The sequence below is a fragment of the Lutibacter sp. genome (assembly GCF_016342705.1).
Lineage (GTDB): Bacteria > Bacteroidota > Bacteroidia > Flavobacteriales > Flavobacteriaceae > Lutibacter.
The window spans coordinates 367,470-380,031 of sequence record NZ_JAEINV010000001.1 but is presented as its reverse complement, the minus strand read 5'-3'; the positions used below and the strand labels follow the sequence as shown (position 1 = coordinate 380,031).

At 30.1% G+C, this 12,562-nt stretch carries 13 protein-coding genes; 7 read left to right on the top strand and 6 right to left on the bottom strand.

Annotated elements, in window-relative coordinates; all coding sequences use genetic code 11:
* From JEY78_RS01440 to JEY78_RS01410, 7 genes are all read left to right on the top strand, one after another.
* Nucleotides 1-477: a 4Fe-4S binding protein gene (locus JEY78_RS01440; RefSeq protein ID WP_291846189.1), complete on the top strand. Its 477-nt coding sequence runs from the start codon at nt 1-3 to the stop codon at nt 475-477.
* A 4-nt stretch (nt 478-481) separates the two neighbouring features.
* Nucleotides 482-1,006, top strand: a complete 525-nt coding sequence (locus tag JEY78_RS01435; protein ID WP_291846188.1) for an NADH-quinone oxidoreductase subunit J — start codon at nt 482-484, stop codon at nt 1,004-1,006.
* Nucleotides 1,003-1,320, top strand: a complete 318-nt coding sequence (gene nuoK, locus JEY78_RS01430) for an NADH-quinone oxidoreductase subunit NuoK (protein ID WP_291846186.1) — start codon at nt 1,003-1,005, stop codon at nt 1,318-1,320. Before JEY78_RS01435 ends, nuoK begins: the two co-directional genes overlap by 4 nt.
* A 13-nt stretch (nt 1,321-1,333) precedes the next feature.
* Nucleotides 1,334-3,253: an NADH-quinone oxidoreductase subunit L gene (nuoL, locus tag JEY78_RS01425; RefSeq protein ID WP_291846185.1), complete on the top strand. Its 1,920-nt coding sequence runs from the start codon at nt 1,334-1,336 to the stop codon at nt 3,251-3,253.
* Between the two features lie 9 nt (nt 3,254-3,262).
* Entirely contained in the window at nt 3,263-4,750 is a 1,488-nt protein-coding gene (locus JEY78_RS01420) for a NuoM family protein (protein WP_291846184.1), read from the top strand.
* 71 nt (nt 4,751-4,821) lie between these two features.
* Nucleotides 4,822-6,249, top strand: a complete 1,428-nt coding sequence (locus JEY78_RS01415; protein WP_291846183.1) for an NADH-quinone oxidoreductase subunit N — start codon at nt 4,822-4,824, stop codon at nt 6,247-6,249.
* Between the two features lie 6 nt (nt 6,250-6,255).
* On the top strand, nt 6,256-6,582 hold the full coding sequence (locus JEY78_RS01410) for a hypothetical protein (RefSeq protein WP_291846182.1): 327 nt from the start codon (nt 6,256-6,258) through the stop codon (nt 6,580-6,582).
* Here JEY78_RS01410 and JEY78_RS01405 read toward each other — a convergent pair.
* The 6 genes from JEY78_RS01405 to JEY78_RS01380 all read right to left on the bottom strand — a co-directional run bounded on the left by JEY78_RS01405 (nt 6,579) and on the right by JEY78_RS01380 (nt 12,562).
* Nucleotides 6,579-7,181 (bottom strand): alpha-ketoglutarate-dependent dioxygenase AlkB, encoded by a 603-nt coding sequence (locus tag JEY78_RS01405; RefSeq protein ID WP_291846181.1) that lies wholly within the window; start codon nt 7,179-7,181, stop codon nt 6,579-6,581. The genes JEY78_RS01410 and JEY78_RS01405 overlap by 4 nt on opposite strands.
* A gap of 4 nt (nt 7,182-7,185) precedes the next feature.
* Nucleotides 7,186-8,178, bottom strand: a complete 993-nt coding sequence (locus JEY78_RS01400; protein WP_291846180.1) for a Gfo/Idh/MocA family oxidoreductase — start codon at nt 8,176-8,178, stop codon at nt 7,186-7,188.
* 87 nt (nt 8,179-8,265) lie between these two features.
* The gene (locus tag JEY78_RS01395) at nt 8,266-9,276 is read right to left on the bottom strand and encodes a glycosyltransferase family protein (protein WP_291846178.1); all 1,011 of its coding nucleotides are present in this window, start codon (nt 9,274-9,276) and stop codon (nt 8,266-8,268) included.
* Nucleotides 9,276-10,136: a UDP-2,3-diacylglucosamine diphosphatase gene (locus JEY78_RS01390; RefSeq protein ID WP_291846177.1), complete on the bottom strand. Its 861-nt coding sequence runs from the start codon at nt 10,134-10,136 to the stop codon at nt 9,276-9,278. Before JEY78_RS01390 ends, JEY78_RS01395 begins: the two co-directional genes overlap by 1 nt.
* Before the next feature lie 100 nt (nt 10,137-10,236).
* A complete protein-coding gene (locus JEY78_RS01385; RefSeq protein WP_291846176.1) occupies nt 10,237-12,054 on the bottom strand; it encodes a sodium:proton antiporter in 1,818 nt (605 codons plus the stop codon).
* A 37-nt stretch (nt 12,055-12,091) separates the two neighbouring features.
* Nucleotides 12,092-12,562 (bottom strand): CYTH domain-containing protein, encoded by a 471-nt coding sequence (locus tag JEY78_RS01380; protein WP_291846175.1) that lies wholly within the window; start codon nt 12,560-12,562, stop codon nt 12,092-12,094.

Genomic DNA, 12,562 nt, shown 5'->3' with positions numbered 1-12,562 from the left:
ATGAGTTATTTTGGAGACATATATAAAGGGATAAAAACGCTACTTACCGGTATGAGTGTTACCGGAAAGTACTTTTTAACCTCAAGAAAAGGAGCCATCACGCAACAATATCCAGACAACCGAAAAACATTAAAAATGTTTGAACGTTTTCGTGGTGAAGTGGTAATGCCTCACGATGAAAATAATGAACACCGTTGTACTGGTTGTCAAAAATGTGAATTAGCTTGTCCAAATGGTTCTATTGAAATTATTTGGGACAGACAAATTGACCCAGAAAGTGGTAAAAAGAAAAAAATGATAGATCAGCATATTTATCATTTAGGAATGTGCACTATGTGTGGGTTATGTATAGAAGCCTGCCCTACAGATGCCATTGTTTGGGCCCAAAATTTTGAAAACTCTGTTTACGATAGATCGTATTTGACCAAAGTTTTAAATCAACCAAACTCTAAATTAAAAGCTGGAGTAGAAGAATAAGCATATGGAACAAATTATATTTTACATTTTAGCATTGATTATGATTGTGTTTGCAATCGCATCAGTAACTAGCAAAAAAATGCTTCGGTCAGTAATCTACCTATTATTCACTTTATGTGGAATTGCAGGTATTTATTTTTTAATAGATTATAATTTTCTTGCAGCTATTCAACTTACAGTGTATGCAGGGGGTATTATAGTACTAATCATCTTTTCAGTAGTATTGGTTCATCATATTGAAATGGAACTAGAATTAGCAAAAAGATCAAAACAAATTTTAACTGGTTTAGCCTGTTTAGTTGGCTTAGGTGTTTTTTTAACCACTATTTATGGTCATCAATTTAATGTTGTTGAAAATTCAGTAACTACAACTACAGAGGATATTGGTTATGGATTATTAAGCTACGAAACTGGCGGATTTATTTTGCCATTTGAAGTAATTAGTGTGCTTTTATTAGCTTCTATGATTGGTGCAATTGTAATTGCAAAAGGGAAAAAACTAACCGACAAAAATGATACAACATTATGATAGCCGGAATTAGCATATACGAAATTTTAACCGTTACCTCTATCCTATTTTTTATTGGCGTTTACGGTTTTATTACCAGAAAAAACTTGATTTCAATTTTAATGTCTATCGAATTAATTTTGAATGCATCTGTTATAAACTTTGTTGTTATCAATAAATATTTATATCCAGATATGTTACAAGGCGTGTTCTTTTCAATTTTTATTATAGCTGTGGCTGCTGCTGAAACTGCGCTGGCTGTTTCTATAATAATTAATTTATATAGACAAATTGCTTCTGTAGAAGTTAAGGATACTGAAATTTTGAAATATTAATAGTTAAGAAATTATGGATTTTACTTACGTAATATTAATACCTCTTATTCCCTTAGCAGCATTTTTACTGCTTGGAATTTTTAATCAAAAAATAAAACCAGCTATTTCTGGATATATTGGTGTTGCAGGATTATCTGCTTCGGCTGGATTATCTTTTTATACAGCTTATCAATACTTTTTTGTAGTTGGAAAAGTTGATGGTGTTTATCAAACATTTGTTGAAAAAACAACGTGGATGAACTTTACAGATACCTTAGCAATAGATATGGGTATTTTAATTGATCCTATTTCAGTAATGATGTTAATTGTTGTTTCAATCATATCATTAATGGTTCATATTTATAGTAGAGGCTATATGAAAGGTGATGATGGTTATACGCGCTTTTTTGCCTTTTTAGGATTATTCTCCTTTTCTATGTTTGGTTTGGTATTGGCAACAAACTTATTCCAAATTTATATTTTTTGGGAATTAGTAGGAGTTTCATCTTATTTATTAATTGGATATTATTACACAAAAACCTCAGCAGTTGCTGCAGCAAAAAAAGCATTTATTGTAACTCGTTTTGCTGATTTAGGGTTCTTAATTGGAATTTTAATTATTGGTTATTATTCTGGAACATACGATTTTCAAACATTAAATAATCCTGAAGGAAATGCTATTTTAAGTTGGGCATCCACTTCATTTATGGGATTATCTATTACCACTTGGGCATTAATTTTAATTTTTATGGGTGGCGCTGGAAAATCAGCTATGTTTCCACTACATATTTGGTTGCCTGACGCTATGGAAGGCCCAACTCCTGTTTCTGCATTAATTCACGCAGCAACAATGGTAGTTGCTGGTGTATATTTAGTAGCCAGATTATTTCCAATGTATTATTTTGTTGAAAATGGTTTTGCCTTAAATGTTGTTGCTTATGTTGGTGCTTTTTCTTCCTTATTCGCCGCAATCATCGCAATTACTCAAACTGATATAAAACGAGTATTGGCATTTTCAACAATGTCACAATTAGGTTACATGATGTTAGCCTTAGGTGTTTCTGGATATGATGGACACGAAGGTGTTGGTTATATGGCTTCTATGTTCCACTTATTTACACACGCCATGTTTAAAGCCTTATTATTCTTAGGTGCTGGTTCTGTAATTCACGCTGTACATAGTAACTATTTAAAAGATATGGGTGGTTTACGTAAGTATATGCCTATTACACATATTACATTTTTAATTGCTGCTCTAGCAATTTCTGGAGTATTTCCTTTATCAGGATTTTGGAGTAAGGACGAAATTTTAGTAGCTGCTTTTGAACACAACAAGCTAATTTATTTTGTGGGTGTTTTTGTAGCTGGCTTAACTGCTTTTTATATGTTCAGATTGTATTTTGGAATTTTCTGGGGAAAAGACACACAATACAAACATGCACCACATGAGTCACATATTTCAATGACATTTCCTTTAATGGTTTTAGCATTTATAAGTCTTATTGGTGGTTTTATTCCTTTTAGTGAATTAATAACAGCTGATAGAGTTGGCTTTGAAGCGCACTTAAATATTCCTTTAGCAATTGTTGCAACTGTTGTTGGTTTAACTGGAATTGGATTAGCGTACGTTTTCTATAAAAAAGAAAATGATTTAGCAGACAGATTTGCAAATGCCTTTGGAATGTTTTACAAATGGGCAAACAACAAATTTTATTTCGATGAAATTTACATGTTTGTTACAAAGAAAATAATATACAAAAGAATCGCTTGGCCAATAGCTATTTTCGATAAAAAATATGTTGATGGAACAATGGAAGGAATTGGTAATAAAACGGTTGTAATTTCTGAAAAAATTAAAGGAATGCAGTCAGGTAAATTGCAAGATTACGCTTTTGGCTTTATTGCTGGAGTGGTAGTTTTAGCATTGGTTTTTATTTATTTATGGACAAACTAACAAATTAATATGGATATTTTATCACTCTTTGTCGTTGTACCTGTTTTAACAATCTTAGTTTTAGGATTTTCAAAAGGTTTAAAACAAGCGCGATTAGTTTCAATGGTTGGAAGTATTATTCAACTTGGAATGGCAATCAATTTACTTTTTGCTTATTTTAAAGAAAGAGCCATTAATAAGGATATTATGGTTTTTACCAAAGATTATATTTGGTTTGAACAATTTAATATACATTACGCTATTGGTGTTGATGGAATTTCAGTTGCTTTATTACTGTTAACCGCAATTGTTGTGTTAGCTGGTGTATTTATTTCTTGGAAAACAGATGATTTACCTAAAGAATTTTTTATTTCCTTATTAGTACTTTCAACTGGAGTATATGGATTCTTTATTTCAATTGACTTGTTTACAATGTTCGTTTTTTATGAAATAGCGGTAATTCCAATGTATTTATTAATAGGAATTTGGGGCTCAGGCCCAAAAGAGTATTCAGCAATGAAATTAACTTTAATGTTAATGGGGGCTTCTGCAGTTTTATTAGTTGGAGTTTTAGGAATCTACTTCAATTCTAATGCAGATGGTGGCGCTTTAACGTTCAATATTTTAGAAATCGCACAAGTAAATATTCCTTTTGAAGCTCAAAAATTATTTTTCCCTTTAACTTTTATTGGCTTTGCAGTATTAGGAGCTTTATTCCCATTTCATACTTGGTCACCAGATGGTCACGCATCTGCACCAACAGCAGTATCTATGTTACACGCTGGAGTTTTAATGAAGTTAGGTGGTTATGGTGTTTTTAGAGTTGCAATGTTCTTGTTACCTGCAGGAGCTATTGAATGGAGTTGGTTCTTCATCATTTTATCTGCAACCGGAGTAATTTATGGAGCGTTTGGCGCTTTAAAACAAACCGATTTAAAATATATTAACGCATATTCTTCAGTAAGCCATTTAGGAATGGTATTGTTTGCATTATTAATGTTAAATAAAACTGCTTGGAACGGTGCTTTAATGCAATCGCTTTCTCACGGATTTATGACAGCATTATTCTTTGCATTAATTGGAATGATTTACGGAAGAACTCACACAAGAGACATCACTAAATTAGGTGGCTTATTAAAAGTTATTCCTTTTATTTCTGCAATTTATGTTATTGCTGGTTTAGCATCATTAGGCTTACCAGGATTTAGTGGATTTGTAGCTGAAATGAACATATTTGTTGGTGCTTTTCAAAATGAAGGAATGTTTTATCGCGTTGCAACTATTATTTCAGTTTCGGCAATTGTTGTTACAGCCGTTTATATTTTAAGAGTGGTTGGAATTATGTTAATGGGACCTATAAAAAATAGTGAATATTTACAACTAGAAGATGCAACTTGGTACGAGAAAACGGGGATATTATTATTGCTTATTCCAATTATAGGAATGGGTGTTGCACCACTTTGGTTGAGTGATATGCTGTTAGAAAGTATTCAACCATTTATTCAAGGAGTATTATAAACTAGTTAAAAGTACAAAGTTAAAAGTTTGAATTTGAAACTTTTATAGATAATTATAAAATATATAGAAAAATGAATTTAAGTAGTTTTTTATTAATGAGACACGAAATTTTACTGTTAGCAATTACATTGTTGTTATTGGTTGGTGAAATTTTTATAAGTAAATCCAAAAAAAGCAGCTTGGTGCATTTGGCTATCTTTTTATTTGGTTTTCATACCGCAGTCGGATTTTTTCATATTGATGAATGCAGTATTTTTGGAGGTTCATTTCAAACTAATAATTTGATTCACTTTTTTAAGAATGTATTAAATATTGGAGTGTTTATTTTATTATTGCAATCCGCTGATTGGATTCAAGAAAAAATAGTTGGAGAAAACAGAGGAACAGAATTCTTTATTTTATTATTCTCCTCCTTATTAGGAATGTATTTTATGATTTCTGCTGGTGACTTTTTAATGTTCTACATCGGTTTAGAGTTATCAACTTTACCAGTTGCAGCTTTAGCGGCTTATGAGACTACTAAAAGAAAATCTAGTGAAGCAGGTATTAAATTAATTCTTTCTGCAGCATTGGCTTCAGGAGTTTCATTATTTGGTATTTCGTTATTATACGCAACTTCTGGTTCTATCTTTTTTCACGATATTATTGAAGTAATTGTTTCAAACAACTTAACAATTTTAGGATTTATTTTATTCTTTGCTGGTTTATCATTTAAAATATCTTTAGTACCATTTCACTTTTGGACTGCCGATGTGTATGAAGGTGCGCCAATTAGTGTTGCATCCTATTTATCAGTAATTTCAAAAGGTGCTGCTGTATTTATTTTAATGATATTAATGTTTACCATTTTTAAACCACTAATGCATGTTTGGGAAAATATGGTATATGTAGTAGCATTAGCAACTATGTTTATTGGTAACCTATTTGCGCTTCGCCAACAAAATATGAAACGCTTTTTAGCATTTTCATCTATTGCACAAGCCGGTTTTATATTATTAGGTTTAATAACTGGAACGCAATTAGGAATAGCAACTATTGTTTATTTTGTAATGATTTATATCTTCTCGAACTTAGCTGCTTTTGGCGTTGTTCAAGCGATTTCATTAAAAACGGGTAAAGAAAATATGGATGATTATAACGGCTTGTACAGAACAAATCCAAAGTTAAGTTTGGTAATGATGCTAGCTCTATTTTCATTAGCAGGAATACCACCAGTTGCAGGATTTTTTGGTAAGTTTTTCTTATTTACTGCTGCCGCAAGTAAAGGCTATTATTTATTAGTATTTTTAGCAGTTGTAAACGTAACCATTTCTTTATATTATTATTTATTAGTTATTAGAGCTATGTTTATTAGAAGAAGTGAAAATCCAATTCCATTTTTTGAGAATAAATTATATATGAAATTAGGATTACTAATTACAGTAATTGGTATTTTAGTGTTAGGATTATATAGTCCGTTATACGACTATATTTATGAATTAAGTAGTGTTATTAATTAAGAAATTATGGGTTTAGACGGAAAACATTCATTTGGTAGTATTGGTGAAACAAGAGTAACTTTTGTTGAAAAAAATACAGATGAAAATAGAAAAGACTTTTTAAAAAAACTATTAGAGCACAATGGTTTTGAAGTAATTATAGAAGAAGAGAAACGCAAAACAGAAGAAGATCCTCAATTATACACTGTTGCTGTGACCGATATGGTTTTTAATCCAACTATTTGGGTTTTTGAACGTAAATTAAAAACGTTTGACGGGCATAAAGTGAATCAAGATTATTGGAATCAGGTTTCTGAAGATACCAATCCGCATTATTGGAAATACACTAATTAGTTCTCAATATTTCTAAACGTTAAGTTAATTCTTGGGGATTTCACTTTGGTTGTTTTAGGCACACTATGCAACCATTTTTCTTGCGTTTCACCTTTCATCAGTAATAAACTTCCTGGTTGTAAAAGGATATCAACTTTTTGTTTTGATTGCACATGTTTGAAAGAAAATTTTCGAGCTACACCTAAACTTAAAGAGGCAATTATTGGGTTTTTACCTAATTCCTTTTCATTATCCTGATGCCAACCCATTCCTTCATTTCCATTATGATATAAATTCAATAAGCAGGAGTTAAATGTTTTTCCTGTTTTTAATTCCACTAAATTTTTTATTGAAAGTAATTCTGGAGTCCAAGCAATTGCCTTTTTTATTGAACTAGAATAAGAATATTGACACTCTAAATCTCCAAACCAAGCGACTTTACGTGCTGTTATAATTTGCTTACCAAACATTACAAACTCATCGTGTTCCCAAAAACCAGCATTTAAAAAAATATTGAAATAATAAGAACAATTCTCACTATTTAATACCAAACCATAATCTAATACTTCACCATCAAATGGCAATATATTTTGAAAAGAATTTACACTAAATAAATCCATACTATTAAATAGCTCCCAAAATCTTATCCATTACCCAACTTGTATGCAATGCAGATTTACCCATTGAAGGATGTTCTTTTCCTTTTAAAAGAAAATTTCTCATAGCTTCTACATGAAAATATTGTACATTTTCAGGATGCTCAATCATTGCACTTTCATTTTTTAACGCACTTTCCAACACAATTGGAGCATTCTCAAAAACTGAAAATACAATAGAACCTTTACTTCCATAAATTTTTACAATATCTTCATTTAAATTACAACCAAAATTCCAGCTTCCGGCACCAGTAATTCCATTTTCATGTACCCAACAAGCCGTAATCGCATCTTTAGCAGAATATAAACCTTGTTGATTTAAACTAATGCCTTTCGCTTCAGTAATATTTCCCAAAAAATAGGTGAATAAATCAATTCCGTGACTGGCTAAATCATCAAAATAACCACCTGGAGCCACTTTAATATCTGTTCGCCAATTGTATTCTTTTGATAAATCCTGCTCACTTGTAGTTTTACTTAAATGCCAGTTAATATGCCTAATTTCACCAATAGTTCCTTCATCAATCCATTTTTTAATTTGATTAAATCTAGGTTGTGTTCGTCTATAATACGCAACAAATAGCGGAGTATTTGTTTTATTAAAAGCATTAAAAATTTCTATACTATCAGCATAACTTGGTGCCAAAGGTTTTTCAATACAACATGGTTTTCCAACAGCAGCAACCTTTAACCCATACAATTTATGAGTGTCTGGCGGTGTAGCTATATAAACAGCATCAATATCAGTATCATTTATTAAATCATCAGCGTTTGTGTAGTATTTTTTTACTTGATGACGTGTAGCATAATCTTTTGCTTTTGCTTTATCACGGCGCATAACAGCAGCTAAAGAAAAACCTTCAATTTTATAATATGGCGGACCGCTTTTAATTTCGGTAACATCACCACAACCAATTATTCCCCAACGTATTAACTTATATGTTTTACTTGTATTATACATATTTTCAGTTATTTTAACTAAAATTAAAAGTTAAAAATACGAAGTTTTGAAATTATGACACTACAATAAAAAAAATTAGCATAAATTTTAGACAAATAAAAAATCTTCTTCAACAATAAAATCATATAAAATATGATCAATTATTTGTTGGGTTTCGTTAGGAAAATCTAATTCAATTTTTTGATTGCTTTCAATCCACATTTTAATTTTAGGAATATTTTTCTTTTTTAAAGAGTTTAAAACAGGTACATTCAGCTCTTCTAATGCACGAGCATTAAAATGCTGTTCATATTGATTTTTCATTGGAATTACTATTAATTTTTTCTGTAAATAAATAGCTTCTGCTGGAGTTTCAAAACCGGCTCCACACAAAATACCTTTACAGGAAGCCAAACTTTTTTCAAATTTATCACTATCTATTGGTCTTACATATACATTTTTAACTTGGTAATATTTTTTGGCATTTTTTGAAAAAACCTTCCACTTTATATCTTTAATTTCAGAAAGCACTTCAATAATTTTTTTATCAGAATATGATGGTAAATACACTGTGTAGTGGTCTTTTTCAATTCTTTTTAATGTTCTTATAGCATTTCTTATAATTGGAGTATATATGTTATCATTGTATTTTTTAAAATGGAAACCATAGTTTATACTGCATTTTGCATATTTTTTTAAAATAAATTTTCCAATTAAATCTGTATGAGTTGGTTTTGGAACATTAGGAGTATACAATGCGCTTTGATGACTTAATGAAATACTTTTTACTCCTTTTAAATTGCAAGCCATTGCTGTAATTGGTTCAAAATCATTAATTACTAAATCATAATTTTCAACAGGACAATTTTTTACTTCTTTTAAAACACTTAAAATTGAATTTCTTTTTATGGTTTTTATAAAATCTATTCCTCCTTTTTTCCCAAAATAAAAACTTAATCCTTTATAAACATATTTAATTGGATGCGAAATAGAAACTTCAGCCTGAGTACCGCTCACTAAAACATCTACCTGAGCTCTATTTAGTAAAGCTGGTATAATTTCTTTAGCTCTGCTTAAATGACCGTTTCCAGTACCTTGTACTGCGTATAATATTTTCATTATATTTTAAAATTAAAGTCGGCTAATAATTGCCCAAATATTTCTTCTGTAGATTGATCTATTATATCAATACTCGTTTCAGTTTCTATTGCATTTTTTTCTAAATCATCATCATTATAACAATATAAATTCCATTGTTTGTTATAATATTCTAAAGCCGTTAAATTCTCAATCCAATCACCAGAATTTAAGTACATAACTTTACCCTTATTATTTTCAATTTCTTTAATAATTGGTTGATGTATATGACCACAAATCACAAAATCAAACTTATTTTCAATGGCTATATTGGTGGCAGTTTCTTCAAAATTATTGATAAATTTTACAGCTGATTTTACACTATCTTTTATTTTTTTTGACAATGAAATTTTTCCTTTTCCAAAAAAGTTACTGATAAAATTTACACCTCTATTAATTAATATTAGGCTATCATAGCCTATGGCTCCTAACTTTGCTAACCATTTTGAATGTTGCATGGTAACATCAAAAACATCACCGTGAAAAAACCAGGCTTTTTTTCCATCCAACTCTAAAACAACTTTATTTTTAATAGAAAACGAACCTAATTTAAAGTCCACAAATTTTCGAAGCATTTCATCATGATTACCAGGAATGTAATACACTTCCTTTTCTTCGGAAATTAATTTAAAAATATACTTAATAACTTTCATGTGAGATTTTGGCCAATAGCGTTTACTAAATTGCCAGATATCAATAATATCTCCATTAAGAATAAGCGTTTGTGGATTAATACTTTTTAAATAGCTTAATAACTCTTTTGCGTGGCAACCGTAGGTACCTAAATGTATATCAGATATAACAACAATGTCTATATTTCTTTTCGCGCTTTGGGAATTCACCTACTTAAATTTCATTCAAAAAATGAATATTTTACATAAGCACAATTACAGAAACATCTGTTATTTAAAAGTTTAGAGAATATTATATGTAGGTTAAAATTTATACTAATTTTTTACCAACATACATTAGTTTATTGCCTTTTTCAATAGTATCATCATTTAATAATGAAGATATGATATGAATTACACCTTTATTATCTTTTACAAATACAGGAATGGCATGAGTTTCAAAATTAATATCTTTCAATAGTTTTTTGTATTCTTCTTTGGAATTAATTTCAATTTCATTAATAAAAGGATAATCTCTAACAACCTCACTTAAATTAATATAATCATTACTATGCGTAAAAAGGTTGGTGTCTGGCTTATGTTCACCTGCTAACATTTCTTCTGTTGAAATTAATCTGAAAGCACCACACTCTCCATAGATATCAGAAAAACGCTCTAAAACAAACCTATTTACAGATGCGCTTGCAGTTAAGGCTAATAAATAACCCACATCATTTAATTCAATATTATCAATTAAATCATCAGAGTACACATTTCCTTCAATACCTTCCAAGCCCAAAGCTCTTGCTTTTTCAATACTTTTTGGGTTGCTATCAATTAACACTACACGTCTACCGTTTTCTTTTAAATAAGTTCCTATTAAACGTGAAAAACTTGACGCTCCTGCAATTAAAATACCATCGGATGATTTTAAAAATACACCTGATAATTTTGCAAACAATCTGGCTGTTGTTGCATTTAAAACTACTGTTCCTAGAACTATCATAAACACCAGTGGTGTAATGTATTCTGCACCTGGCTCTCCTTGCATTGTTAATTTAAGTCCGAATAAGGAAGCTATACCAGCCGCCACAATTCCACGTGGACCCACCCAGCTTATAAATATTTTTTCATTAAACTTTAAACCAGAATTAATGGTACTTAAAAATACACCCAGTGGTCTTAAAATTAATATAACAACTCCAAAAAGTATTAAAGATTCCCAGTTATACAATAAATATAAATCACTAATATTAATGTTTGCAGAAAGTAAAATAAATAAAATTGAAATTAATAACACACTTATAGATTCTTTAAAATAAAGTATGTCTTTTAATTCTTTTGATTTTTTATTCCCTAAAACCATCCCCATAATTACTACTGATAATAATCCAGATTCGTGGGCAAAAAAATCGGATAAAACAAAAACAAAAAGTACGCTAGCTAATGTTGCAACATTTAATAAATAATGTGGAATTAAATTATTTTTAATTCCATAAAAAAGTCCATAGGCAAATGTGAAACCAATTGAAATTCCAATAATAACTATTTTACCAAATTCTACTAAAGCTTCTTTAGTATATTCATAACCAGTACCAACACTTATAAACTCAAAAACCAATACTGCCACTAAGGCTCCAATTGGATCAATAAGTATACTTTCCCATTTTAATACAGTTGAAATATCCTTTTTCAAAGGTATATTTCTTAAAATTGGCGCAATAACCGTTGGCCCTGTTACTATAATTAATGCGGAAAATAGAAATGAAATATCCCAACTTAAATAAAAAATATAATGTGCTGCTATACCTGCTCCAAAAAAAGTGATAACAGAGCCGAGTGTAATTAACTTTAAAATTACGGGGCCTACATTTAGTATTTCTTCTTTTTTTAGAGTTAAACCTCCTTCAAAAAGAATAATTCCAATGGCTAGTGATACAAAGTTAAATAAGCGCTCACCAGGGAATAATCCTTCTGTTCCATTCCAAACTGGCTCTAACCATTTTGTACCGTCTACCGAAATTAGTGTTGATATTGGTCCAACAAGCAACCCAATTAAAATTAAAGGTAAAATTGCAGGTATTTTAAACCTCCAAGCAAACCACTGAGCCACAATACCTAATATAATAATTCCTGCTAATTCTAACATAAATAGTATTAAAAATAAAATCGAATATAACTAAAAATTACCAATTACTAAACGGGTTCTTAGATAAAACCGAATTAAAATATTTTATTTCACCTGTAACTTCCTTCCCCAACCAAATGGGTTTTTCAAAAATAAAGTTTTCATCAGGTAATTCTATTTCCGCAATTACCAAACCATCATTTTTATCCATAAATTCATCAACCTCAAAAAACAAATTATTAGTTGTTGGAACAATATGCCTAATTTTTGTTATAATAGAAGGTTCACAAATGGCTAATAAATTTTCAGCATCTGGTAAAGAGATTTCTTTTTCCCATTCAAAACGAGTGGTACCTGAATTATTTGAAATACCTTTTACTGTAATAAATCCTTTTGTATCTCTTACTCTAACGCGAACAGTTCTTTCAGGATCGGAAGACAAAAATCCTTGTGAAATTTTATAGCTTGATGTGGTAAATTTTTTATAATCCCCTTTTACCAAAAATTTTCGTTCAATTTCAACACTCAT

Coding starts and splice junctions, on each gene's coding strand:
- JEY78_RS01435 (WP_291846188.1), top strand. CDS start 482: ATGGAACAAATTATATTTTACATTTTAGCATTGATTATGATTGTGTTT.
- nuoK (WP_291846186.1), top strand. CDS start 1,003: ATGATAGCCGGAATTAGCATATACGAAATTTTAACCGTTACCTCTATC.
- nuoL (WP_291846185.1), top strand. CDS start 1,334: ATGGATTTTACTTACGTAATATTAATACCTCTTATTCCCTTAGCAGCA.
- JEY78_RS01420 (WP_291846184.1), top strand. CDS start 3,263: ATGGATATTTTATCACTCTTTGTCGTTGTACCTGTTTTAACAATCTTA.
- JEY78_RS01395 (WP_291846178.1), bottom strand. CDS start 9,276: ATGAAAATATTATACGCAGTACAAGGTACTGGAAACGGTCATTTAAGC.
- JEY78_RS01400 (WP_291846180.1), bottom strand. CDS start 8,178: ATGTATAATACAAGTAAAACATATAAGTTAATACGTTGGGGAATAATT.
- JEY78_RS01405 (WP_291846181.1), bottom strand. CDS start 7,181: ATGGATTTATTTAGTGTAAATTCTTTTCAAAATATATTGCCATTTGAT.
- JEY78_RS01410 (WP_291846182.1), top strand. CDS start 6,256: ATGGGTTTAGACGGAAAACATTCATTTGGTAGTATTGGTGAAACAAGA.
- JEY78_RS01380 (WP_291846175.1), bottom strand. CDS start 12,562: ATGAGTGTTGAAATTGAACGAAAATTTTTGGTAAAAGGGGATTATAAA.
- JEY78_RS01415 (WP_291846183.1), top strand. CDS start 4,822: ATGAATTTAAGTAGTTTTTTATTAATGAGACACGAAATTTTACTGTTA.
- JEY78_RS01385 (WP_291846176.1), bottom strand. CDS start 12,054: ATGTTAGAATTAGCAGGAATTATTATATTAGGTATTGTGGCTCAGTGG.
- JEY78_RS01440 (WP_291846189.1), top strand. CDS start 1: ATGAGTTATTTTGGAGACATATATAAAGGGATAAAAACGCTACTTACC.